The sequence below is a fragment of the Nocardia sp. genome (genome assembly GCF_025465275.1).
Classification (GTDB): domain Bacteria; phylum Actinomycetota; class Actinomycetes; order Mycobacteriales; family Mycobacteriaceae; genus Nocardia.
Genome location: NZ_JAODNK010000049.1, coordinates 46,639 through 71,296 on the forward strand (window position 1 = coordinate 46,639; position 24,658 = coordinate 71,296).

Genomic DNA, 24,658 nt, shown 5'->3' on the forward strand with positions numbered 1-24,658 from the left:
CAGACTACCGGCCGCACCTGTGAGCCGCGCGGGCCGTGATCGAGGGCAGCGCCCACTTCGGATCCATGCTCGCCGGTGTCGAGTCCGACCGGTACCGGTGGGCCGCGCCTGCGTCTACCTACGTGGCCTGGCCGTGGCGGCCGGCGCCGGAGGTGAAGCGCTGGGCGCCGTCGAGGGCGCCGTCCATCAGGGCTTTCAGGCCGTGCTGGAATTCGTTGGTGATGGCCGCGGTTTCGGTGAGGCCGTCCTGCTCCAGGACCGACATGCGGTCCGAGCGCAGGCAGGTCTGCGGGAGGGCCGCGAGTTGTGCGGCGAGTTCCTCTGCGGCCCTGCGGGATTCGCCATTGGCGACGACCTGGGTGACCAGGCCGATCTGCAACGCCTCGGGGGCTCCGACGGCGCGGCCGGTGAGGATCAGGTCCATGGCGCGGCCGGTGCCGATAATGCGCGGCAGGCGGACGGTGCCGCCGTCGATGAGGGGGACGCCCCAGCGGCGGCAGAAGACGCCGAAGGTGCTGTCCTGCTCGGCAACTCGCAGATCACACCAGAGGGCGAGTTCCAGGCCGCCGGCGACCGCGTAGCCGGAAACGGCGGCGATCACCGGTTTGGACAGCTGCATGCGGGTCGGGCCCATGGGGCCGTCGCCGTCCTCGGCCGCGTGATTGGAGTTCTCGGTGCCGAGGGCCTTCAGGTCGGCGCCGGCACAGAAGGTGCCGCCGTCGCCCCAGAGCACGGCGACCGCGGCGGTGGGATCGGCATCGAATTCGCGGAAGGCATCGGCGAGGGCCTGGGCGGTGGGTCCATCGACGGCATTGCGGGCCTGAGGGCGATGCAGGATCACGGTGGTCACGGGGCCATTGCGTTCGACTCGTACGCTCACGGGCTCGACCATACGCCGTATATCGAACGGGCACAGCGACGCGAAAGCGTCTCCGTTGAGGGTGGTGGTGGGCGACGGGAGGGCTTGCGTCAAGAAATGAATACGTGGTTCACTTCTTGCGTGGCCTATCGCAGAACCCCCGCTGTGCAAGCCCGCCTCGACGCCCAGGCCGGGTCGATCGTGCGGGCCGCCATGACGGTGCTCTCCCGCGACGGCTTCGCCGGACTGTCCATGGCCGCCGTCGCCGCCGAGGCCGCGGTCGCCACCGGCACCGTGTACAAAACCTTCAGTGGCAAAGCCGAATTGGTGACGGCGGTCTTCCGTGAGGTGGTCACCGGCGAGGTCGCCGCAGTCGCCGCGGCAGGCAGCACCGCCGGCGCGGGCAAGACCGCGCGGGAGCGGGTCACGGCGGCGGTGGAAACCTTCGCCGGTCGCGCCCTCAAGAACCCCAAACTGGCCTATGTGCTGCTCGCGGAACCGGTGGATGCCGCCGTCGACGCGGAGCGGTTGCGGTTCCGGCGGGCCTTCGCCGAGACCTTCGAATCCGCGATCGCCGAAGGCGTGGCCATCGGCCAACTACCGCCGCAGGATCCGCGCACCAGCGCCACCGCACTGGTCGGCGCCATCGGCGAGGTGCTGGTCGGACCGCTCGCCGAACAGTTGGAGAGTGAGTCGGTGGTGCCCGAACTTGTCGCCTTCGCGCTGCGCGCGCTCGGCGTGCCCCAGGAATAAGGAGTCCCTCGCATGCATACGCATGATGTGTTCAATCAGGTGCCGAACCTGGTGCCCTTCGACAATTCCCGCAACCCCGCACTGCTCGAGGGACTGCACCGGGAAGGCGCGGGCTGGGCCGAGGGGGAGGTGCGCGAACTCGGCGCTCTCGCAGGCGGAGTCGAGGCGCAGGAGTGGGGGCGGGTGGCCAATGAGAACCCGCCGATCCTGCACACGCACGACCGCTACGGCAATCGCATCGACGAGGTCGAGTTCCATCCGTACTGGCACGAGCTGATGAATGTGGCTGTGACACACGGGCTGCACGGTTCGCCGTGGCAGGACGATCGGCCCGGTGTGCATACGGCGCGGGCCGCCAAGTTCTCCGTCTGGGGTTCGTCCGATGCCGGGCATATGTGCCCGATCTCCATGACCTACGCGGTAGTGCCTGCGCTGCGGCACAATCCGGAGCTCTCGGCGCGCTTCGAGCCGCTGCTGGCCTCCCGCGTCTACGACTACGGCCTGCGGGAACCGTCGACCAAGGCCGGTCTCATCGCCGGTATGTCGATGACGGAGAAGCAGGGCGGCTCCGACGTCCGCGCCAATACCACCACGGCCACACCGCTTCCCGACGGGACGTACCTGATCGTGGGCCACAAGTGGTTCACCTCCGCGCCCATGTCGGATATGTTCCTGACCCTCGCGCAGGCTCCCGGTGGCCTGTCCTGCTTCCTGCTGCCGCGCGTGCTGCCGGACGGATCGCGCAATGCCCTTCGGCTGCAACGGCTCAAGGACAAGCTGGGCAACAAGTCCAATGCCTCCTCGGAGGTCGAGTACGAGAACGCGATCGGCTGGCTGGTCGGCGCCGAGGGCGCGGGCGTGAAGACCATTATCGAAATGGTCAATATGACCCGGCTGGACTGCGTCATCGGCTCGGCCACCGGCATGCGGGCCGGAGTTGTGCACGCCGTGCATCACGCCCGGCACCGAAATACCTTCGGCGCCACCCTGATCGACCAGCCCGCCATGCGCAATGTGCTGGCCGATCTGGTGATCGAATCGGAGGCCGCCACCACCGTCATGATGCGGCTGGCCGGCGCCACCGATCGCGCCGCCACCGATCCGGCCGAAGCGGCACTGCGCCGAATTGCCTTGGCGGTCACCAAGTATTGGGTGTGCAAGCGCGCGCCCGCACATGCCGCCGAAGCCCTGGAATGCCTGGGTGGCAATGGTTATGTGGAGGAGTCCGGCATGCCGCGGCTGTACCGCGAGGCGCCGCTCATGTCCATCTGGGAAGGCTCCGGCAATGTGGCGGCGCTGGATGCCTTGCGCGCCATGGCTCGTCAGCCCGAAAGCGTGCAGGCGTACTTCGACGAGGTGTCGCTGGCCCGCGGTGCGAACGCGCACCTGGACACCGCCATCGACCGGATCGGCAAGGAACTCACCGATCTGAGCGATATCGAATACCGGTCCCGCCGCGTCGTGGAGCTCATGGCACTGGTGCTGCAGGGCTCGCAGCTGGTCCGGCACGGCAACCAGGCCGTGGCGGATGCCTTCTGCGCCACCCGATTCGGCGGCGACTGGGGCATCGCCTTCGGCACCCTGCCGACCGGCGTCGACACCGAGGCAATCCTCGAGCGCGCGTACGTCAACTGACGCTGTACCCGTCATCCCGGCGCGCTTTCGGCCGGGATCCACACCCGGGGTTGCTCGGCCGATCCCGGTGGAGTCCCGCCAAAAGCATGCGGGAATGACGGGGTGGCGGTCGTCAGCTCAGGTCGAGTCCTTCGGCTGCCAGCGCCTCCCGCAGGAGGCGGATCGCCTTCGGCCCCACGCCGTGCAGGGCGAGCAGTCCATCGGCTGATACTCCGGCCAACTGCTCGAGCTGGTGGTATCCGGCGGCGGTGAGGGCTCGGGTCGCGGGGGCTCCGATGCCGCGCGGGAGGGGCGAATCGCTCATGTGGGGCAGCCTATGCGCGCCCGGCTGCGTATGGGCTGAACCGGCGCGTGCATTGTGCTGATTGCCGTATGTTCAGTCGCATATTTGGTGGCTCTACCAGCCGGAGTGGTTGGGGGTGGCAGATAAATCTGTCACGTGTTCTACTCCAGGGATATTCGTTCCGAGAACCACGAGGGGTAGACGTTGAGCGCATCGCGGGGTCCGCTGGAGGGCATTCGGGTCATCGAGCTGGCGAGCATCGGTCCCGGTCCGCACGCGGGGATGATGCTGGCCGATCTGGGCGCCGATGTGGTCCGGGTACAGCGGCCGGGGGATCGGTCGGGATTCGGGCCCATGCGGGCGCAGATGCGCGGACGCCGGTTCGTGGCAGCCGATTTCAAGGATCCGGCGGCGGTGGAAGAGGTGCTCGGGCTCATCGACAAGGCCGATGTGCTGATCGAGGGCTTCCGCCCGGGCGTGGCCGAACGGCTCGGACTCGGGCCGGAGCAGGTGCACGCGCGCAATCCGCGCATCGTGTACGGCCGGATGACCGGGTGGGGCCAGGAGGGGCCGCGGTCGCAGCGGGCCGGGCACGACATCAATTACATCGGGCTCACGGGTGCCCTGCACGGTATCGGGCGTAAGGGTGAGCGGCCGGTGCCGCCGATCAACCTGCTCGGTGATTACGGCGGCGGCTCGGTCTTCCTGGTCCTCGGCATCATGGCCGCACTGCTCGAACGGCAGCGCTCCGGCCAGGGGCAGGTGGTCGATGCCGCCATGGTGGACGGCGTACTGACACTGGCGCACTCCATCTGGAGCCTGCATCAGGGCGGCCACTGGTCCGACGAGCGCGGCACCAATCTGCTCGATACCGGAATGGCTTGGTACGACACCTATTCCACCGCCGACGGCAAGCATATGGCGGTCGGCGCCTTCGAGCCCCAGTTCTACGCGGAGCTGCTGCGCGTCCTCGAACTGGATCCGGAATCGCTTCCGCAGCAGATGGATCCGGCCGGGCAGGAGATCCTGCGTAAGACCTTCACCGACAAGTTCGCTTCCAAGACCCAGGCGCAGTGGTGCGAACTCTTCGACGATGTCGATGCCTGCGTCACGCCGGTGCGCAGCTGGACCGACGCCGCCGAGGACGAGCACCTGCACGCCCGCGGTTCCCTCGTCGATGTGGACGGGATCCGCCAGCCCGCCCCCGCGCCCCGCTTCTCCCGCACGCCATCGGCGGTGCCCGCCCCCGCGCCGACCGATCTCACCCCGATAAGCGAGGTCTGGACGTAGCGGGAGCGGGCGTAGTCGCTAAGCGGTACCGCCGTTGACCCGAATGTTCTGCGCGGTAACCCAACCCGCCGCGTCGGTGGCGAGGAATGCTACGACAGCAGCGATTTCGCTCGGCTGCCCGAGCCGTCCGAAGACGCTCATATCTTCGAGCCGGGACAGGAACTCATCGCTCTTACCGAGGCGATAGGTCTCGGTCTCGGTGGCGCCCGGGCTGACCGCGTTCACGGTGATCCCGCGCGGCCCGAACTCCCGGGCCAGAATGTGCGTGAGCTGCTCGACCGCACCCTTGGTGGAGTCGTACACGGCATAACCGGGCAGCATGAGGGCGGTGGTGGAGCTGGAGATGGTGATGATCCGGCCGCGGTCGGCCATGTGCTGCCAGGCCAGCTGCATACCGTGAAAGACGCCCTTGACGTTCACGGCGTAGCTCAGATCGAACTCTTCGGAGGTGATCTCCGCGAACGGCTTGGTAATGGCCACGGCCGCATTGTTGACCAGGATGTCCCACTGCCCCCAGGTGCCGAGCAGCTGGTCGATCATGGCCGTGTACTCGTCGCGATCACGCACATCCGCGGCCAGCGCGAGCGCCTGCCCGCCGTCCGCCACGATCTTCGCGACCGCGTCGTCGGCGAGATCGGGGGTGTGCGGGTGATTGATGGCGACCCGTACACCCTGTGCCGCCAGGGTTTCCGCAATGGACAGCCCGATTCCGGTGGCGGCGCCGGTGATCAGTGCGGTCTTGTTAGACGACAAAGCTCATCCCTCGTACCAGTACTCGAGCCAGACCTGCGCGCCCTCACCGAGATTGGCACGGAAGCCGCCCGTGCCACGCAGTCCGGTCAGATCGCCGGTGCCGGAGCCCGGCACCACGAACCAGTCGCCGCTCACGATGTTATCGGCGACAGTTCCATTGTCCTGCAGCAGGAATGTGCCGGACTTGCCGTCCACCGAGCCGGTGATGCGCTCGATGCCGACAAAGCTGGCGGTGCCGTCGGCATTGCCGGACTGCAGGAATTCGACAACGCCGTCGCCCTCGATACCGCCGCTGAAGCTCTCCTCCACATGGATCTTGCTCAGCACCGGGCCCGCAGCGGGCTCCTCGTAGACGGACGGCTCGTACTTGTGAACTGTAATCGCCGCTTCGACACGGGTTTTCGCGGTCATCGCTATCTCTTTTCGCTCATACAGGACCCGGCCCGTCACCAGGTCGTGCCGAGCATCCGCCGCATGCTCCCACACTGTCAACCGGAGAATTCCCCACTATCGAGAAGCCAGGATTATCGATCCACGACGGCTCCCCGCAGCGCGGTGTCGCGCTTCATATCCGGGCCGGGAGCGGGCGGGTGCGACCAAGCCCACGTTCCGGTCCGCGCGGCCCGGTTATAGCGTCAGTGCATGCCTCGTACAACGACGTACACCCAATGGATCGCCCTCCCGCCCGAGCGGCTCTGGGCAGTGCTCGGCGATCCGGCCCGCTGGCCCGACTGGAATCCGGCCGTCACGGCGGTGACCCTGCACGCTGCACCTGGTGTCGGCGTCACCGGTGACTACCTGCCGCGCGGGCGCGTCAACGAGGCGGTGCACGGGCGGCTCGCCGCACCCTTCACCATCGCCACCTTCGTGCCCGAGCGTGAACTCACCCTCGAGCAGCCCGAGCCCGCCGGCCTCATGCGACTGCGCTGGACCCTGACTCCGCGCGACGGCGGCACCGAACTGGCGCAGCGGCTCACCTTCAGCGGCGGATCGGCAGCCCTCGCACGCAAGGTGGTCGGTCAGCTGTTGCAGACCGACGCGCACACCTGCTTCGCCCGGCTGGCCCGCCTCGCCGGACTGCGGCCGGTCGAGGATGCGCTCACCGTCGTAATCGCCGGTGGCACCGGCGCCTTGGGCCGCACCCTGGCCGCCGATCTGACCTGTCGCGGGCAGCGAGTGCGCATTCTCACCCGCCGCGCGGTGCCGGAGCTGCCCTACGCACAATTCGAATGGGACGGCCGCAGCGTCGGCGAATGGGTTACCGCACTGCGGAACCCGGGACGCACCGCGGTCATCAATCTCGCGGGTAAGCTTGTCGACTGCCGGCCCACCGCCCGCAATGTCGCCGAATTGCGCCGCAGCCGAGTCGATTCCACGCAGGCGCTCGTCGATGCCTCGAAGACCCTGGAGCGGCCCATCGATTACTGGGTGCAGGCCAGCACCACCGCCATCTGGGCCGATGCCGGCGAAATCCGTTGTACCGAAACCACTCCGCTGCCCGATCCGGGGCTGCCGCAGATGACCGGAGTGGCCGAACCCTGGGAGCGCGCTTTCCAGGGCGAGGGCGGGGGCGCGGGCGCGAATGCCACGCACTGGACCATCCTGCGCACCTCGATCGTGCTCGATCCGGATGCCCCGGCCATGAAGCGACTGGTGAGCCTGACCAAGGCCGGCCTGGGCGGCAGTGTCGGCCCGGGGACGCAGTGGTTCAGCTGGATTCACCTCGACGACTGGCTCGGCATCGTCCGCGCCGCCCTCGGCCTCGACCCGACCGTGGAGCTGCCGAACGGAATCGTGGTGGCGGCCACCGACTTCCCGGTGCGCAATCGGGAGCTCATGGCCGCACTGCGCCGCCAATTGCGCCGCCCCTGGTCGCCGCCCACGCCCGCCGCAGCGCTCGCCATCGGCGCGGTCTTCCTGCGCACCGATGCGGCGCTCGGTCTCACCGGACGCCACGCCACCTCGGAGGTATTGCGCCAGGCGGGATTCCGCTTCCGGTATCCGACCCTCGACGAGGCGCTGACCGACCTGCTCCCGGAGCGGGTGAATAAGGGGAAGTAGTCATAACTTTTGGTTATGACAACAGGTATTGGCAGGTTTCCGCGAGATTGGCGAGGCTGTGGGCATGTTCATCGCCTACCTCGTCGTCACACTCATCACCCTCGTGGCCAATGGCTTCGAGGGGGTCGCGACCATTATCAAGGCCGACTTCGTCCGGCAGAACACAGCCGAGGTTCGGGTGCCCGTCTCCTGGCTGCCGATGCTCGGCGTGGCCAAGGCCGCAGGGGCGATCGGCCTGCTGGCCGGGCTGCTGGGCCTGCGGCCGCTGGGAATTGCCGCGGCGGCGGGCCTGACGGTGTTCTTCGTATGCGCGGTGATCCTGCACCTGTGGACCCGGGTGGTCCACAATATCGCCTTCCCGGTCCTGTTCCTGGCCTTCGCAATCGCCTCGCTGGTGCTCGCCCTCGCGGTCTGACCGCCGCCCGGGTACATCCGGACGGCTCATCGAATCAGAGCCGGCGGGCGCGATACCAGCGGATCAGCTCGTCGGTGGACGAATCCGATTGCGGAGCAGGCTCTTCGGTCGACGTCAGCAGCGGCGCCACGGCGAGCGCCTGCTGCTTACCCAGCTCCACACCCCACTGATCGAAACTGTCGATACCCCAGATCGCGCCTTCCACGAACACCTGGTGCTCGTACAGCGCAATGAGCTGGCCCAGCGTCGAGGGCGTGAGCTTCGGCGCCAGAATGGCGGTGGAGGGGCGATTGCCCGGCATCACCTTATGCGGCACCAGCTTCGGATCGGTGCCTTCGGCGATGATCTCCTCTGCCGTCTTACCGAACGCCAGCACCTTCGTCTGCGCGACGAGATTGCTGACCAGGATGTCGTGCATGCTGCCGGTGCCGTCAATGGTCGGCAGATCGTCTGTGGGCTGGGCGAATCCGATGAAATCGGCAGGCACCAGCCGCGTACCCTGGTGCAGCAGTTGGTAGAACGCGTGCTGGCCGTTGGTTCCGGGCTCGCCCCAGAAGATTTCACCGGTCGACGTGGTCACCGGTGTGCCGTCCGCGCGCACCGACTTGCCGTTGGACTCCATGGTCAACTGCTGCAGATACGCCGGAAAACGCGCCAGATCATTGGAATACGGCAGCACGGCCCGCGACTGCGCGCCGAAGAAATTCGAGTACCAGACGCCGAGCAGGCCCAGCAGCAGCGGCGCGTTCTCGGCCGGCGGTGCGGTGCGGAAATGCTCGTCCATCCGGTGCATGCCATCGAGGAACTCGGCGAACCGCTCCTTGCCGATCACCGTCATCACCGACAGGCCGATGGCCGAATCCACCGAATAGCGGCCGCCGACCCAATCCCAGAAGCCGAACATATTCGCGGTATCGATGCCGAACTCCGACACCCGCTGCTCATGCGTGGAGACCGCGACGAAATGCTTGGCCACCGCCCCCTCGCCGAGGCTCGCGACCAGCCAGCGGCGGGCCGCCGTCGCATTGGTCAGCGTCTCCAGGGTGGAGAAGGTCTTGGACGCCACAATGAACAGCGTGGTCGCCGGATCCAGACCGGCCAGCTTCGAAACCAGATCCGCCGGATCGACATTCGATACGAAGCGCGCCGAGATCCCGGCATCGGCATAGTGCCGCAGCGCCAGGTACACCATGGCCGGACCCAGATCCGAACCACCGATACCGATATTCACCACTGCCGTGATGCGCTCGCCCGTCGCGCCGCGCCACTGCCCGGAACGCACCGCATCGGTGAACGCACCCATGCGGCCGAGCACCTCGTGCACCTGCGCACCGGCATCGGCGCCGTCCACCGGCACCACCTCCCCCGCCGGAACCCGCAGCGCCACATGCTCGACCGCGCGGTCCTCGGAGGTATTGATGTGCTCGCCCGCGAACATGGCATCACGATGGCCCTGCACCCCAGCGGTTTCCGCCAATTCGATCAGCAGATCGAGCGTCTCGCGGGTGACCCGGTGCTTGGAATAGTCGATGCGCAGGTCGGCCGCCTGCACGGTCAGCTCACGCCCGCGCTCGGGGTCCTCGGCGAAGAATTCGCGCAGATGACGTCCGGCGACGGACGCATGATGGTCGTGCAGTTTCCGCCAGGCCGCCGATGCGGTGATGTCGCTGCTCACGTCCGCCGAGGTTACAACCCGCCGCCGCTACCCGCAGGTAAGCCAGGTAACTCACGGCGAGCTCGTCGCGGATCGACCGGGCTTACGCTGGCAGGCATGGTTTCCGAACGCGAACTACTCGAATCCATACCCACCCAGCTCTGGATCGGCGGGCCGGTCGATGCGACCGGCGGCGCGACGTTCCCGGTGCGCAATCCGGCGACGGGGGAGATCCTCGTCGAGATCGCCGACGCCAGTCCCGAGGATGCCGTCCGAGCCCTCGACGCGGCAGTCGCCGTGCAGGCCGAATGGGCCGCCACCCCGGCCCGGCAGCGCGGGGAGATCCTGCGCGCCGTCTTCGAGGCCATCACCGCGCGCGCCGAGGAATTCGCGCTCCTCATGACGCTCGAAATGGGCAAGGCCCTGCCCGAGAGCCGCAACGAGGTCCGCTACGGCGCGGAATTCTTCCGCTGGTTCAGCGAGGAAGCCAGCCGCATCCACGGCCGCTACCAGTCCGCACCCGGTGGCACCGGCCGCATTCTGGTCACCAAACAGCCGGTCGGGCCGTGCCTGGCCATCACCCCGTGGAACTTCCCGCTCGCCATGGGCACCCGCAAGATCGGGCCCGCCCTGGCGGCCGGTTGCACCATGATCGTGAAGCCCGCCGGCGAGACGCCGCTGACCATGCTGCTGCTCGCACAGCTCTGCCGCGACGCCGGATTGCCCGACGGCGTGCTGTCGGTCATCACAACCAGTCGTTCCGGTGCCGTCACCGCCCCGCTGCTGAACGATCCGCGGTTACGCAAGCTCACCTTCACCGGGTCCACTCCGGTCGGTAAGAAGCTCGTGGAGCAGTCCGCGCACGGTCTGCTGCGCACCTCCATGGAGCTCGGCGGCAACGCACCCTTCGTGGTCTTCGACGATGCCGATATCGACGCGGCCGTACAGGGCGCGGTATTGGCCAAGCTGCGCAACGGCGGTGAGGCGTGCACCGCGGCCAATCGATTCCATGTGCACAACTCGGTGCGCGCGGAGTTCACCCGGAAACTGGTGTCCGCCATGGCCGAATACCAGCTCGGACCAGGCACCGATCCGGCCACGACGCTCGGCCCGCTCATCAATCAGGACCAGTTGGAGACCGTGACGGACCTCGTCGACGACGCCGTTTCCGTGGGCGCGCGAATCGAATTGGGCGGCAAAGCACCTGGTGGACCCGGCTGGTTCTACCCGGCCACCGTGCTCACCGACCTCCCGCCGCAGGCCCGCATCCTGAGCGAAGAGGTGTTCGGCCCGGTCGCCCCGATCGTCGGTTTCGACACCGAGGAGGAGGGCCTGGCAGCCGCGAACGACACCGAATTCGGCCTGGTCGCATACGTTTACACGCAGAGCCTGGACCGCGCGCTGCGAGTCGCCGAGGGACTCGAGACCGGCATGGTCGGCGTCAATCGCGGTGTCATCTCCGATCCGGCCGCGCCCTTCGGCGGAGTGAAGGAATCCGGCTTCGGGCGCGAGGGCGGCTCCGAAGGCATCGAGGAGTACCTCAACACCAAGTACATCGCCCTGCCCTGACCCGGAAAATGAAGAACCGCCCCGGGGTATGACACCCGGGGCGGCCTCTTGGAAAGCTCGACTCGCTCGCACGAGTGTCGCGTGGTTTATGTGGTTGCCTGCTCGGCACACCGACCGTTGTATCGGCACGAGTGGTGCCCAGCGTTAGCACTAAGTGCCGAATTGGTGACTGAGCGGCGAATTCTCAGCGATACAGCTACGGAAACCCGCCCCCAAGCCCCAAGTTCGCGGCCCGCCCGGGTCTGGACTGACGGAGCGGGGGAGCGAAGCGGAGGAGCCGGGTAACAGGGCCGCGAACCCGCCGAAGCGGAGCGTAGGCCAATATTTCAGTGCCCGAGGCGGCCGCGGCCGAGGCGCAGCAGCAGCATGGCGAGGGTGTGACCCTCCTGGCCCAGCTCGCTGAAACGCTCCAGCACCTTCATCTCGCGAGAGTGCACGAGCTTGGTGCCGCCATTGGCCATGCGGGTCCGCCCGATGATCCGGGAGACCTCCGTACGGCGCTTGATTGCCGCGAGAATCTCGGCGTCGAGCTTGTCGATTTCCTTGCGCAGCTTGTCGATCTCCGCTTCCGAGGGCAGCGCACCCGTGGGGGCGGGCGCGGCTTCGGCGGGCTTGGCGGAGTCCGCTCCGGTGGCAGGCTCGGATTGCCCCGTCGTCGAGATGCTCATACTTTCAACTCCTCGTGGTCCAGAACGTCGATCGGCAGGCGGCCCCGACCCGTTACCGATCGGTTCTTCACCAAGAATGTGACCTCTTGCGCCCTACATTGTCCCCCGCGGGGCGCGCTCAGGTGTATTCAGTCGCCAAAGCGCCGGTCATGAGGCCAGTGTGCCACGTGGTGCGAGCAAACCAAAACATGATCGTTTGTGAATCTCCTGAGTTTTTCGGCCCCCGCGGTTCCCCTGAAGTTCGCCGCACCGGCACTTATCGGACACCTTCTGCCGCCGGACTGCGTACCTGTCGGTGGACGCCGGTAGCGTGGTTGGGCGATGAAGACGACGGTGGCGCAGGACGAGAAGAAGACCGAGCAATTGCTCGAGGGTTTGAATCCGCAACAGCGCGCGGCGGTGGTGCACACCGGAACTCCGCTGCTGATCGTGGCGGGCGCGGGATCCGGCAAAACGGCTGTCCTCACCCGCCGCATCGCCTACCTACTGGACGCCCGCGGCGTCCGTCCGGGCGAAATCCTGGCCATCACCTTCACCAACAAGGCCGCCGCCGAAATGCGGGAGCGCGTCGCCGGGTTGGTCGGCCAGCGCGCGGCCGGGATGTGGGTCTCCACCTTCCACTCCAGCTGCGTGCGCATTCTGCGCACCCAGGCGTCGCTGGTGGCCGGGCTCAACTCCAACTTCTCCATCTACGACGCCGACGACTCGCGCCGGCTGCTGGCCATGGTCAGTCGCGACTTCGATCTCGACGCCAAGAAGTACACGCCGCGCCTGCTCGCCACCGCTATCTCCAATCTCAAGAACGAGCTTGTCGATCCCGCCCAGGCCGCTGCCGACGCGGAGAGCGATGAGACCGAACTGCCGCGCCTGGTCGCCCGCGTCTACGACGAGTACCAGCGGCGGCTGCGCGCGGCCAATGCCATGGACTTCGACGACCTCATCGGCGAGACGGTGGGCATGCTGCAGCGGCATCCGCAGGTGGCCGAGTACTACCGGCGGCGGTTCCGGCACGTCCTCGTCGACGAGTACCAGGACACCAACCACGCGCAGTACACGCTCGTGCGGGAACTGGTCGGCCATCACCGGACCACGTGGGGTGACGACGACACCCTCACCCAGGATGCGGTGCCGCCCAGCGAGCTCTGTGTGGTCGGCGACGCGGACCAGTCCATCTATGCCTTCCGCGGCGCCACCATCCGCAATATCGAGGAGTTCGAGCGCGACTTCCCCGATGCGGAAACCATTCTGCTGGAACAGAACTACCGCTCCACCCAGCACATTCTGGCGGCCGCCAATGCGGTCATCGCGCGCAATGAGAACCGGCGCGACAAGAAGCTGTGGACCGATGCGGGTGACGGCGACCTGATCGTCGGCTACGTCGCCGACAACGAGCACGACGAAGCCTCGTTCGTGGCGCGCGAGATCGACCGGCTGGTGGACGCGGGCGACGCCAACTACAACGACATCGCGGTCTTCTACCGCACCAACAACAACTCCCGTGCGCTCGAAGAGATCTTCATTCGAATGGGGTTGCCGTACAAGGTTGTCGGCGGTGTCCGGTTCTACGAGCGCAAGGAGGTCCGCGATATCGTCGCCTACCTGCGTGTGCTGCAGAATCCGGACGATGCGGTGAGCCTGCGCCGCATTCTCAATACGCCGCGGCGGGGCATCGGTGATCGTGCCGAAGCCTGTGTCGCCGTGCACGCCGAACAGCGCAATATCGGCTTCGCACAGGCGCTTCGCGATGCCGCCGGCGGGACCGTGGCGCTGCTCAATACTCGCGCGCAACGGGCCATCGCCGGATTCGTGGAACTGCTCGACGATATTCGGGCCGCGGGCGTGCAGGACGATCTCGACTTCCCCGATGTCGGCAATGTTGTCGAAGCCGTGCTCGACCGCACCGGTTACCGCCGCGAACTCGAGGCCTCCGACGATCCGCAGGACGGCGCGCGGCTGGACAACCTCAATGAATTGGTCAGCGTGGCACGCGAGTTCAGCTCCGAGGCCCGCAATAATGTGGAGGCCGCCGCTGCCGAAGGCATCGTGCCCGAGCAGGCCGAGGGCGAACCCGACCCCGGAACGCTCGCCGCCTTCCTCGAACGCGTCTCCCTGGTCGCCGACAGCGACCAGATTCCGGACGAGGGCACCGGCGTGGTCACCATGATGACCCTGCACACCGCCAAGGGGCTGGAATTCCCCGTCGTCTTCGTCACCGGCTGGGAGGACGGCCAGTTCCCGCATATGCGCGCGCTCGGCGACCCCGCCGAACTCGCCGAGGAACGCCGCCTCGCGTACGTCGGCATCACCCGGGCCCGCCAGCGCCTCTACCTGACTCGCGCGGTGGTCCGCTCCGGCTGGGGCCAGCCCGTCTCCAACCCCGAATCCCGCTTCCTACAGGAAATCCCGGGCCACCTGATGGACTGGCGCCGCCTCGAACCCGTCGTCTCCCAAACCGGCCGCAGCATGCGCCGCCGCGGGGACGACGACGGCCTCGACCGCGACTGGACCCGCGGCGACGGCTGGGAACCCCGCCCCGGCGTCCGCGGCGAACGCCGCCCAGCCCCCTCCGCCGCGGGCGGCACCGGCAAACGCAATAACTCCGGCTTGGTCCTCGCCGTAGGCGACCGCGTCAGCGACGACAAATACGGCCTCGGCCGAGTTGTAGCGGCCGAAGGCTTCGGCGCCCTCGCCACCGTCACCATCGATTTCGGCACCGCCGGCAAAATCCGCCTCATCCCCAGCTACAGCCGCACCCTCGTCAAACTCTGAGTAGTGCACCGGAATACGGCCCTGCTGACTGAGAAGGCCGTCTGAAGCCGAGCGAGCCCGACTCCACCGGCGAAGCCATGCGCCGAGTTCGAGTTGCGCACATCGGCCGTGAGATCGGGCAGGCAACGCCCGTCGTCCCGGCATGCTTTTGGCCGGGATCCACACCGGCAGTGCTCCAGTGGGTTCAGTGGATCCCGGCCAAAAAAGGCGCCGGGATGACGAAGGGCCGCGCCCTGGAAACAGGAACTGCCCACCCGATCGAATTCGGATGGGCAGTTCGCTTATGCGTTGTCTCAGTCCCGCTCTACGCCGAGGGAGATGCCTCGGGAGGCGAGCCAGGGGAGGGGGTCGATTTTGTTGGAGCCATTGAGCCAGACTTCGAAGTGACAGTGCGGGCCGGTGGAGAAGCCGCGGTTGCCGACGGTGGCGATCTGGTCGCCTGCCATGACGCGCTGACCGACCGAGACGACGGCCGTGTCGACGTGGCCGTAGACGGTGATGGTGCCGTCATCGTGCAGGAGCCGGACCCACATGCCGAAGCCGGAGGCCGGACCGGCGTCGATGACATTGGCGTCGGCTACGGCGTAGATGGGGGTGCCGATGGGGGCGGCCACGTCCACTCCGAGATGTTCTACGCCCCAGCGGGTACCGAAGCCGGAGGTGAAGGTGCCGCTCGCGAATTTGGTGAACAGCGGGCGGAGTTTGGAGTCCGCGGCCGCGGTCAGGTCGGCCGCGTACTTCTGGCCCTTCTGCAGAATGTCGTTGAACTGGTTGACATCCGCCGCGGTGCCGACATTCAGGACCTGCGGGGCGCCGCTCGGCGCGTCGGAGGCGAGGTTCTGGGTCGCGGCGAGATCGCGAACCTGGGCGGCAGCCTGATATTCGACATTGTCGGCGTGCGGTGCGCTGGTCTCCAGACCGCTCTGCCCGGCGGCGACAACCGCGCCGGCGGCCACCGCCACCACTGCGGCGCGACCCTTGAGCGAGTGCGGCGGGCTGGGAACACGGTGCGTACCGGCCGCGCGGCGGCGACCGCCGGAGCGGGCCGGGGTCGGCTCGGCCGAATCGTTCTCGGACTCAGGCTGATCGACGCGGGCGCCGTCACCGGAGAAGTCGAGGCGGGCGCCTGAGGCGGTGCGGAAGCTGTAGACCGGCCGGTAATCGGCGGAGGGCGCCGGATCGGCGGGCGCATCCCAATCGGTGCGCGACTGCCCGGCCCATTCGCCCGGATCGGGCGCGGCCCAGCCGTCGGCGGCGGGAGTCGACCAGTTGTCGGCGCCGCGGGTGTCGGCGCTCGGCTCCCACTTGGCTTGCGCGGCCTGCCAATCAGGCTGGGGGTGCCGGGCCACCGCAGGCGCGTGCCAGGAGCGGGTGGCCTCCCAGTCGCCGTGCGAGACCTGCCCGCGTGTGGCCTGGGGTGCATCGAAATGTGTTGCGCCGCCGACGTTCTCGGCCTCATCGCGATAGCGGTGGCCGTGTTTGGCGCGCAGAGTTTCGGGGAATGGACCGTCGTTCATCGGAGTTGGTCCTGGTGAAGCCGCGGTGCTGACGGAGTGCCTGCGGAGCGAAGCTCTACCTGCGGAGCGCTGTGCTGCGTCAAGCCTGCCGTCCTCCTGTCGTGACCGGGTTGTGACATCGACCGCATCGACGGTAACGAAACGATTGCGGCTCAGCAAGCGATGGACATGGTTCGGCGCGCGTGTGTGACATTCATCACCTTGCCGTCAAGTATTTCCGCACTGTGCTGGGGGTAACCGAGTGCGTCTTGTCAACGACGACACGTAGTACCCCCTGTCACTCTCCAGGATTCGAGTGTCCTACCTGGCGCCCCGTCAACAAGCTACTCGCGAGTAGCATTGACAAGGCGTTTTGTAGGCACAGAGACAGTACCGTGACCTGCGCCACTTAGGCTGTATGCGGCTGATTTCGGCTTCGTGTGACTGATTAGAGTCCGACCCGACCCCCTGACCCTTTCGAGTGACCTGCAAGCAATCACTACGAGCCCTTTCGAGTGACACGCAAGCAGTCGCTACGGGCCGACCACGGGCCACCAACACAGACGTTGTCACAACAACGCAGACGAGACGGTGAGTACATGGATCTCTTCGAATATCAGGCGAAGGAACTCTTCGTGAAGCACGGAGTGCCTTCGTCGGAGGGCCGCGTCACCGACACGGCAGAGGAAGCGCGCTCGATCGCGGAAGAAATCGGCAAGCCTGTGATGATCAAGGCGCAGGTCAAGGCCGGTGGACGCGGCAAGGCCGGTGGCGTGAAGTACGCCGCCACCCCCGATGACGCCTTCACCCACGCCACGAACATCCTGGGCCTGGACATCAAGGGACACATCACCAAGAAGGTCCTGGTCGCCGAGGCCAAGGACATCGCTTCGGAGTACTACATCTCCTTCCTGCTCGATCGTTCCAACCGCAGCTACCTGGCCATGTGCTCGGTCGAGGGCGGCATGGAGATCGAAGAGGTCGCCGTCGAGAAGCCCGAGATGCTGGCCAAGATTCCGGTCGACGCCGTCAAGGGCGTGGATCTGGCCTTCGCTCGCTCCATCGCCGAGCAGGGCCACCTGCCCGCCGACATCCTCGATGCCGCGGCCGTGACCATCCAGGCGCTGTGGGAGGTCTTCGTCAAGGAAGACGCCACCCTGGTCGAGGTCAACCCGCTGGTCCGCACCCCGGACAACCAGATCCTGGCCCTCGACGGCAAGGTCACGCTGGACGAGAACGCCGAGTTCCGCCACCCCGACCATGCGGAGTTCGCGGATATCGACGCGACCGATCCGCTGGAGCTCAAGGCCAAGCAGAACGACCTCAACTACGTGAAGCTCGACGGTGAGGTCGGCATCATCGGCAACGGCGCGGGTCTGGTCATGTCGACCCTCGACGTCGTCGCCTACGCCGGCGAGAACCACGGCGGCGTCAAGCCCGCCAACTTCCTCGACATCGGCGGCGGCGCTTCGGCTGCCGTGATGGCCGCCGGTCTGGACGTCATCCTGAACGACGCCCAGGTCAAGTCCGTGTTCGTGAACGTCTTCGGTGGCATCACCGCCTGTGACGCGGTCGCGAACGGCATTGTCGGCGCACTGAACACGCTGGGCGCCGAGGCCAACAAGCCGCTGGTCGTCCGCCTGGACGGCAACAAGGTCGAAGAGGGTCGCCAGATCCTCGCCGACTTCGCGCACCCACTGGTGACGCTTGCTCAGACCATGGACGAAGGCGCCGACAAGGCTGCCGAACTGGCCGCCGCCAAGTAAAGGACACGAACCCAAATGTCGATCTTCCTCAACAAGGACAACAAGGTCATCGTCCAGGGCATCACCGGCGGTGAGGGCACCAAGCACACCGCACTGATGCTGAAGGCCGGCACCCAGGTCGTCGGCGGCGTCAACGCCCGCAAGGCCGGCACCACCGTGTCGCACACCGACAAGGACGGCAACCCCGTCGAGCTGCCGGTCTTCGCGACCGTCGCCGAGGCCATCGAGAAGACCGGGGCCGACACCTCGATCGCCTTCGTGCCGCCCGCCTTCTCGAAGGACGCCATCCTCGAGGCCATCGACGCGGAGATCCCGCTGCTCGTGGTCATCACCGAGGGCATCCCCGTGCAGGACTCCGCGTACGCGTGGGCCTACAACGTGGAGAAGGGCAACAAGACCCGCATCATCGGCCCGAACTGCCCCGGCATCATCACCCCGGGTGAGTCGCTGGTCGGCATCACTCCGGCCACGATCGCGGGCAAGGGCCCGATCGGCCTGGTCTCCAAGTCGGGCACCCTGACCTACCAGATGATGTTCGAGCTGCGGGACTTCGGTTTCTCCACCGCCATCGGCATCGGCGGCGACCCGGTCATCGGCACCACCCACATCGACGCCATCGAGGCGTTCGAGAAGGACCCCGAGACCAAGCTCATCGTCATGATCGGCGAAATCGGCGGCGACGCCGAAGAGCGGGCCGCGGCCTACATCAAGGCCCATGTCACCAAGCCGGTCGTCGGCTACGTCGCCGGTTTCACCGCGCCCGAGGGCAAGACCATGGGCCACGCCGGCGCCATCGTCTCCGACGGTGCGGGCACCGCCCAGGGCAAGAAGGAAGCCCTCGAGGCCGCGGGCGTGAAGGTCGGCAAGACCCCGTCCGAGACCGCCGCCCTGGCGCGCGAAATCCTGGAGAAGGCAAGCATCACCGCCTGAGCTCGCTGTCCCGCCTCCCCGCATCTTCAGCGCCCGGCCTGGGAGCCGTTGGCGTTGGGGACGCGTGGTGCGGTTCGGGTGCGACACCGATTTCGTGGGTACCCGGGGAGTTACCCCGAACTCGCGAAATCAGTTGTCGCCATCGCTGTACGAGCCTCGAAGGCCGCCTCCCCGCTGGGGAGGCGGCCTTCGTCGTATTCGGGTCGTGGGGGCGGGCGGGGCCGAATCCGACTGTGCGCACAGGGAGTTTCGCCTATTGCGGAATGGGCACGGCCGGTGGTAGGTGGTGCTCTCGGCGATGGAGTGCAGTAGCGTCGGTGGGAGTTCGTGAACGACTCGATAGGAGACGACGACATGTCATACCCGACCGGGGGCTCGGGATACAACGGGCCCGCGCAGACGCCTTCCAACACGCCTGGATATGGCTCGCAGCCCACGGGTGGTCCCGCAGCAGGGTCGAGTACGACGGCCGCAACAGGCAAGGGGCTCCCCTTCTTTCTCACCGTCGGCATTGCCGCCCTCGGTGTCATCAACTTCCTGCTCGGGTTCGCGCCGTACGTCGGCAGCAAGCCGATCGATGTGGGCGGCCAGACGATCAGCAGCAGCGAAACCTTCAGTCTCTTCGCAAACGGCGGCGCGGCCCTGCTGGGCCTGACACTTTTTGCGGGCGTGCTCGCCGGTCTGTCGCTGCTGCCCAAGCAGGACTGGGTCGTGGTCGCAGCCGCGGCGGCGGTCACCGGTTTCCTGGCGATGCTGTTCCAGTCCTTCAGCCTCAACGACCACGAGTCGTTGAAGTGGGGCGGTTGGGTACTGGTCTTCCTGACCTTCGTGCAGGCGATCGTCGCCGCTGTGGCGGTGCTGTTGGAGATGGGCATCATCAAGCCGCCGGCGCCGAAGCCGGCTGCGCCGCAGCAGGGTTACGGCCAGCAGTTCGGTCAGGCAGGCGGGCAGTACCCGGGTTACGGACAGCAGGGTTACGGCCAGCCGGGTCAGCCGCCCGCGTTCGGTCAGCCGGCTCAGCCTGCTCAGCAGGGCGGCCAGCAGCCGGGCTACGGCACGGGTGGTCAGTACCCGCAGCAGCCGTCCTACGGGCAGCCGCCCGCAGGCTATGGCACCGGTTCGCAGCAGCAGCCGACCTACGGGCAGCCGCCCGCGGGCTACGGTCAGCCGCCGAGCGGTGGTTTCGGCCAGCAGCAGTACGGCCAGCAGCAGCCCGCCGGTGGCGACGCCGCCCCGACTCAGCACTTCGGCGCCCAGCCGGCCGCGCGTCCGGCGCAGCCGTTCGGCGGCGAGCAGGCCGCCGACCCGTCCGCGGACGCGACCCGTTCGTTCCGCCCGGGTCAGGACGACAAGCAGTAGCGCTCGACAGACGAATACGCGAACGGCCCCCGGTACACACCGGGGGCCGTTTCGCATCCCGCTCCCGAATCCCGTCGATCCGCGCCCGCACCCCCGTCGACCCTGCGTCCACCCCGTCGACCCTGCGTCCACCCTCGTCATCCCGGCATGCTTTTGGCCGGGATTCACGCTGACCCATTCGATTCCGGTGGATCCCGGCCAAAAGCGCGCCGGGATGACGGAATTCGTGCGTCGGCATGACCCGCTCGGGTCCTTGCTCAACTCCGATGTCGGATGCTCCCCTGGCCGATGGGGCACGGCTGACCTGCTATGACCGTGCGAGTTCTCCGGCGCGCCTGCCACTTTCCGTTAGTGAGAGCTGCCACGCTGGTTTTCCATGAGTGCCCCGAGAACTACCCTGGCTCGCGTGACTGACGATCTGCGGGATGCGCCGCGTGGTCCGGTCTCGGCGGGTGGGGGCGGGTTCGGGTCGCTCACACCCGAGCGGGCCCGGGTGTTGTTGTTCGTGGCGGCGCGTGCGTCGGCCATTACGCTGCTGCTGATTTTCGCGGTGGTGTTCGGGACGCTGCTGGCGGCGGGGAGTGGGCTGTCCGGGGCGTCCGGAGCCATTGCGGCGAGCTGGCTTGCGGTGCATCAGGTTCCGCTGACGATCGGCCGGACGGCCATCGGACTGTGGCCGCTGCTGCCCACCGGGTTGATGCTGTGGTTGGTGGCGCGGGAGTGTGCGCGTGCCGCCGATCACTGTGCCGCCGAGGGGGAGTGCACGCCGACCGATCTGGCCTGGATCGCGGGTGCGGCGGTCGGTGGTCCGCTGCTGGTGACCGCGGTGTGCCTGGCCGTGGCCGATGACGCGTCCGCGGTGGTGGCCTTGCAGCCGCCGAATACCTCCGTCGCTTTCGCCTGGGTGATCGCGCTGCATCTGCTGGCCGTGATCGCGGGTGTGGGCTTGCGGCACTGGCGGGATTTCACCGATCTGCTGCCGATTCCGCTGCCGCACTGGGTGGTTCCGGGCGTGCGGGCCGGGTTCCGCGCGGTGTGGCGGCTGCTGGCCGTCGCGGCGGTGCTCACGCTGGTGTCGTTCCTGGTGCACTGGCCGCGAATCGGCGACACCTATCACTATGCCGGAAACTTCTGGGGCGCACTGGGTTTGACGCTGCTGTCGCTGGCCTACCTGCCGAACGCCCTGATCGGCGCGGTGAGTGTGCTGCTCGGCGGCGAGATGCACATCGGCGCCGGATCGCTGGGCGTGTTCGGTATCGACGGTGCGCCCGTGCCCGCGGTGCCATTGCTCGCGGCCGTGCCGTCGGGACCGGTCGCCGTGTGGTGGTTCGTGCTGCTGGTGGCTCCTGCCGCGGTGGGCGTGCTCGGCGGCCTGGAATGCGGCCGGAACACCGGCGACAGCCCCCGCGCGCCCTGGGCGACGCTGACCTCCGCCGGCGTCGCCGCCGTGCTGCTCACCGTGCTCGGCCTACCGGCCGGGGGAGACCTGGGCACCTTCGGCTGGATCGGCCCGAACGTCGCCGTCGCCGCGGCCCTCGCCTTCCTGTGGCTCGCCGTGCCCGGCTATGTGGGCGTGGTCGGCGCCCGCTGGTTCGCGCCCGCACCGCCCGCCGAATACGACTACGACGACGACGCAGGCTACGACGTCGAGTACGAGGACGACGCGTACGACGACACCGAGTACGAAGAGGACTACTACGAGGACGACGACGAATACGACTACTACGACGACGACCCCGGCCAGGTGGTCGAGGTCGACGGCGAACTCCTCGACGACGACCCCGAACTCTTCCGCGAAGTACATCGGGCACCCGACGACGACTCCGAAATTCTCGACGCCGAAGTAGTAGAAGGCGACCACTGATTTCGTGAGGTCGGGGTAACTCCCGGGGTACCCCCAGAACTTTCGGTGCACCTGACCGCACCACGCGAATGGGACCGGGTGGGCTCTCAGCCCGGCGCCAAAGTTCCGGGGAGGCGGAACAGGCCGCTAAAGTTCCGGAGAGGCGGCACAGCTAGGCTCTAGGGCAGGCGGCTGCATCCCGCCGTTCCCTTTCCACCCCGATACACAGGGAGTAGTGCGCTGAGTTCCACGCCTGCCCAGCTGCTACCGCCGAGTGCGCCCGCGACGGTTGTCGTGCTCGCCTCCGGTACCGGTTCGCTGCTGCGTTCACTGCTCGAAGCCGCTCGGAAGCCGGATTATCCGGCCCGGGTCGTCGCCGTCGGACTGGATCGTGACTGCGCGGCCGCCGATCATGCCGAGGCCTTCGATATTTCGTCGTTCATGGTCGAGCTGAGCGATTTCGAGGATCGGGCGGCCTGGGATCAGGCGCTCACCGAGATCGTCGATGCCTTCGCACCGGATCTGGTGGTGTCCGCGGGTTTCATGAAGATCCTCGGCCCGCGCTTCCTGGAGCGTTTCGGCGGCCGCATTATCAATACCCATCCCGCGCTGCTGCCGGCTTTCCCGGGCGCGCACGGGGTGCGGGACGCGCTGGCGTACGGGGTCCGGGTCACCGGTTCGACCGTGCACCTCGTGGACTCGGGTATCGATACCGGTGCGATCCTCGCGCAGGAAGCGGTGGCGGTGCTGCCCTCCGATGACGAGGCCACCCTGCACGAGCGCATCAAGGTTGTGGAGCGACGGCTGCTGGCGGAGGTTGTCGCCGCTGTCGCGAACCGAGGCATTGTCTCCGATGGACGAAAGGCAGTTATCCCAGATGAGGTTCTCCGGTGAGTGAACGTAAGGCCATCAAGCGGGCTCTGGTCAGCGTCTACGACAAGACCGGTCTGATCGAACTGGCATCCGGCCTGCATGCCGCTGGTGTGGAGCTGGTGTCGACCGGCTCGACCGCGAGCAAGATCGCCGATGCCGGTATCCCGGTCACCAAAGTGGAAGACCTGACCGGCTTTCCGGAGACCCTGGACGGCCGGGTCAAGACCCTGCATCCGCGGGTGCACGCCGGCATCTTGGCCGACACCCGCAAGGATGAGCACCTCGATCAGCTCGTCGAGCTCGGTGTCGAGGCCTTCCAGCTCGTGGTGGTGAACCTGTACCCGTTCACTCAGACCGTCGCCAGTGGCGCGAGCATCGACGAGTCGGTCGAGCAGATCGATATCGGCGGGCCCTCCATGGTGCGCGCCGCCGCCAAGAACCACCCGTCGGTCGCGGTGGTCGTCGACACGCGTGAGTACGACCGCGTGCTGAAGTCGGTGCAGGACGGCGGCTTCACCTTCGCCGAGCGGACCACGCTGGCGGCCAAGGCTTTCCAGCACACCGCCACCTACGATGTGGCCGTCGCCAGCTGGATGACCAGTGTGGCCGTCCCGGCCGCGCAGGTTGCCGAGGGTGTGGAATCTGATGCGGCACAGCACTTCCCGGAATGGGTCGGCGCGACCTGGAACCGTGACTCGGTGCTGCGCTACGGCGAGAACCCGCACCAGGGCGCCGCGCTGTACACCAGCGAGGCGGGACCCGCGGGCCTGGCGCAGGCGGAGCAGTTGCACGGCAAGGAAATGTCGTACAACAACTACACCGATGCCGATGCCGCCTGGCGTGCCGCGTACGACTTCGACGAGCCCGCCGTGGCGATCATCAAGCACGCCAACCCGTGTGGGGTGGCCGTGGCCGCGGATATCGCCGAGGCGCACCGCAAGGCGCACGCCACCGATCCGGTCAGCGCGTACGGCGGCGTCATCGCGGCCAATCGCGAGGTGAGTGTGGAGATGGCCGAGCAGGTCGCCGAGATCTTCACCGAGGTCATCGTGGCGCCCGGCTATGCCAATGGTGCGGTGGAAGTGTTGCAGCGCAAGAAGAATGTGCGCGTGCTCGTCGCCACCCCCGCGCAGCGCCAAGGCGCGGAACTGCGTCCGATCAGCGGCGGCCTGCTGCTGCAGGATCGCGATATCCTGCACGCCGAGGGCGACAATGCGGCCACCTGGACGCTCGCGGCCGGTGAAGCCGCTGATGTGGAGACCCTGGCCGATCTCGAATTCGCTTGGCGCGCTTGCCGGGCCGTGAAGTCGAATGCCATTCTGCTGGCCCACGACGGCGCCGCCGTCGGTGTCGGTATGGGGCAGGTCAACCGCGTCGACTCGTGCAAGCTGGCGGTGGAGCGGGCCGGTGAGCGCGCCGCGGGTGCGGTCGCCGCGTCCGATGCGTTCTTCCCGTTCTCGGACGGTCCGCAGATTCTGGTGAGCGCGGGCGTGCGCGCCATCGTGCAGCCGGGCGGGTCGATTCGCGACAAGGACACCATCGAGCTGTGCCGTGAGGCCGGTGTCACGCTGTACCTGACGGGTTCGCGGCACTTCGCGCACTGAGGCACAAAGAATTTCGGAGCCGGTTGCCGGTCGCTGCTGCGATCGGCAACCGGCTCCGTTGTTTTCGGGACTACCGGT

The 24,658-nt window shown here is 67.4% G+C and carries 20 protein-coding genes; 13 read left to right on the forward strand and 7 right to left on the reverse strand.

The window, feature by feature from the left end:
* Window positions 1-118 precede the first annotated feature (118 nt).
* Window positions 119-892 (reverse strand): crotonase/enoyl-CoA hydratase family protein, encoded by a 774-nt coding sequence (locus tag JWN03_RS10680; protein WP_297613353.1) that lies wholly within the window; start codon window positions 890-892, stop codon window positions 119-121.
* Window positions 893-1,000: 108 nt separating this feature from the next.
* Between JWN03_RS10680 and JWN03_RS10685 the strand changes: the two genes are divergently transcribed.
* Window positions 1,001-1,612 carry a TetR/AcrR family transcriptional regulator gene (locus tag JWN03_RS10685; protein ID WP_297613355.1) on the forward strand — a complete coding sequence of 204 codons (612 nt, stop codon included), beginning with the start codon at window positions 1,001-1,003 and terminating at the stop codon, window positions 1,610-1,612.
* A gap of 12 nt (window positions 1,613-1,624) precedes the next feature.
* Window positions 1,625-3,247, forward strand: a complete 1,623-nt coding sequence (locus JWN03_RS10690; RefSeq protein WP_297613357.1) for an acyl-CoA dehydrogenase family protein — start codon at window positions 1,625-1,627, stop codon at window positions 3,245-3,247.
* A 112-nt stretch (window positions 3,248-3,359) separates the two neighbouring features.
* On the opposite strand, the gene JWN03_RS10695 is transcribed toward JWN03_RS10690, so the two are convergent.
* Window positions 3,360-3,551, reverse strand: coding sequence for a DNA-binding protein (locus JWN03_RS10695; protein WP_297613359.1), 192 nt, complete (start codon window positions 3,549-3,551; stop codon window positions 3,360-3,362).
* Between the two features lie 183 nt (window positions 3,552-3,734).
* Between JWN03_RS10695 and JWN03_RS10700 the strand changes: the two genes are divergently transcribed.
* Window positions 3,735-4,820 (forward strand): CaiB/BaiF CoA transferase family protein, encoded by a 1,086-nt coding sequence (locus tag JWN03_RS10700; RefSeq protein ID WP_297613361.1) that lies wholly within the window; start codon window positions 3,735-3,737, stop codon window positions 4,818-4,820.
* A gap of 18 nt (window positions 4,821-4,838) precedes the next feature.
* Here JWN03_RS10700 and JWN03_RS10705 read toward each other — a convergent pair whose 3' ends face one another.
* Both JWN03_RS10705 and JWN03_RS10710 read right to left on the reverse strand, forming a co-directional pair.
* Window positions 4,839-5,573, reverse strand: coding sequence for an SDR family NAD(P)-dependent oxidoreductase (locus JWN03_RS10705; RefSeq protein ID WP_297613363.1), 735 nt, complete (start codon window positions 5,571-5,573; stop codon window positions 4,839-4,841).
* Window positions 5,574-5,576: 3 nt separating this feature from the next.
* Window positions 5,577-5,984, reverse strand: coding sequence for a DUF3224 domain-containing protein (locus JWN03_RS10710; protein ID WP_297613365.1), 408 nt, complete (start codon window positions 5,982-5,984; stop codon window positions 5,577-5,579).
* A gap of 231 nt (window positions 5,985-6,215) precedes the next feature.
* Here JWN03_RS10710 and JWN03_RS10715 point away from each other — a divergent pair, with 231 nt between their 5' ends.
* Together JWN03_RS10715 and JWN03_RS10720 are read left to right on the forward strand one after the other, a co-directional pair.
* Complete coding sequence (locus JWN03_RS10715; RefSeq protein ID WP_297613367.1) at window positions 6,216-7,634, forward strand: DUF1731 domain-containing protein; 1,419 nt, start codon at window positions 6,216-6,218, stop codon at window positions 7,632-7,634.
* 64 nt (window positions 7,635-7,698) lie between these two features.
* Window positions 7,699-8,049: a DoxX family protein gene (locus JWN03_RS10720; RefSeq protein WP_297613369.1), complete on the forward strand. Its 351-nt coding sequence runs from the start codon at window positions 7,699-7,701 to the stop codon at window positions 8,047-8,049.
* Window positions 8,050-8,083: 34 nt separating this feature from the next.
* On the opposite strand, the gene pgi is transcribed toward JWN03_RS10720, so the two are convergent.
* On the reverse strand, window positions 8,084-9,724 hold the full coding sequence (pgi, locus tag JWN03_RS10725) for a glucose-6-phosphate isomerase (RefSeq protein ID WP_297613371.1): 1,641 nt from the start codon (window positions 9,722-9,724) through the stop codon (window positions 8,084-8,086).
* Between the two features lie 96 nt (window positions 9,725-9,820).
* Here pgi and JWN03_RS10730 point away from each other — a divergent pair, with 96 nt between their 5' ends.
* Window positions 9,821-11,272: an NAD-dependent succinate-semialdehyde dehydrogenase gene (locus tag JWN03_RS10730; protein ID WP_297613373.1), complete on the forward strand. Its 1,452-nt coding sequence runs from the start codon at window positions 9,821-9,823 to the stop codon at window positions 11,270-11,272.
* A 326-nt stretch (window positions 11,273-11,598) separates the two neighbouring features.
* Here the strand turns inward: JWN03_RS10730 and JWN03_RS10735 are convergent, their stop codons facing one another.
* Window positions 11,599-11,940: a chorismate mutase gene (locus tag JWN03_RS10735; RefSeq protein WP_297613375.1), complete on the reverse strand. Its 342-nt coding sequence runs from the start codon at window positions 11,938-11,940 to the stop codon at window positions 11,599-11,601.
* A gap of 321 nt (window positions 11,941-12,261) precedes the next feature.
* On the opposite strand from JWN03_RS10735, the gene pcrA reads away from it, so the two are divergent.
* Window positions 12,262-14,709: a DNA helicase PcrA gene (gene pcrA / locus JWN03_RS10740; RefSeq protein ID WP_297613377.1), complete on the forward strand. Its 2,448-nt coding sequence runs from the start codon at window positions 12,262-12,264 to the stop codon at window positions 14,707-14,709.
* 293 nt (window positions 14,710-15,002) lie between these two features.
* Here the strand turns inward: pcrA and JWN03_RS10745 are convergent, their stop codons facing one another.
* A complete protein-coding gene (locus JWN03_RS10745; protein ID WP_297613379.1) occupies window positions 15,003-16,226 on the reverse strand; it encodes a M23 family metallopeptidase in 1,224 nt (407 codons plus the stop codon).
* A gap of 578 nt (window positions 16,227-16,804) precedes the next feature.
* Here JWN03_RS10745 and sucC point away from each other — a divergent pair.
* The 6 genes from sucC (at window position 16,805) to purH (ending at window position 24,580) form a co-directional block, all read left to right on the forward strand.
* A complete protein-coding gene (gene sucC, locus JWN03_RS10750) occupies window positions 16,805-17,971 on the forward strand; it encodes an ADP-forming succinate--CoA ligase subunit beta (RefSeq protein ID WP_297613381.1) in 1,167 nt (388 codons plus the stop codon).
* A gap of 15 nt (window positions 17,972-17,986) precedes the next feature.
* The gene (gene sucD / locus JWN03_RS10755; RefSeq protein WP_297613383.1) at window positions 17,987-18,901 is read left to right on the forward strand and encodes a succinate--CoA ligase subunit alpha; all 915 of its coding nucleotides are present in this window, start codon (window positions 17,987-17,989) and stop codon (window positions 18,899-18,901) included.
* Window positions 18,902-19,255: 354 nt separating this feature from the next.
* Window positions 19,256-20,260 (forward strand): DUF5336 domain-containing protein, encoded by a 1,005-nt coding sequence (locus tag JWN03_RS10760; RefSeq protein WP_297613385.1) that lies wholly within the window; start codon window positions 19,256-19,258, stop codon window positions 20,258-20,260.
* A gap of 406 nt (window positions 20,261-20,666) precedes the next feature.
* A complete protein-coding gene (locus JWN03_RS10765; RefSeq protein WP_297613387.1) occupies window positions 20,667-22,124 on the forward strand; it encodes a cell division protein PerM in 1,458 nt (485 codons plus the stop codon).
* A 219-nt stretch (window positions 22,125-22,343) separates the two neighbouring features.
* Window positions 22,344-22,997, forward strand: coding sequence for a phosphoribosylglycinamide formyltransferase (gene purN, locus JWN03_RS10770; protein ID WP_297613532.1), 654 nt, complete (start codon window positions 22,344-22,346; stop codon window positions 22,995-22,997).
* A complete protein-coding gene (gene purH / locus JWN03_RS10775; RefSeq protein ID WP_297613389.1) occupies window positions 22,994-24,580 on the forward strand; it encodes a bifunctional phosphoribosylaminoimidazolecarboxamide formyltransferase/IMP cyclohydrolase in 1,587 nt (528 codons plus the stop codon). The genes purN and purH overlap by 4 nt, the downstream gene beginning before the upstream one ends.
* Window positions 24,581-24,658 lie beyond the last annotated feature (78 nt).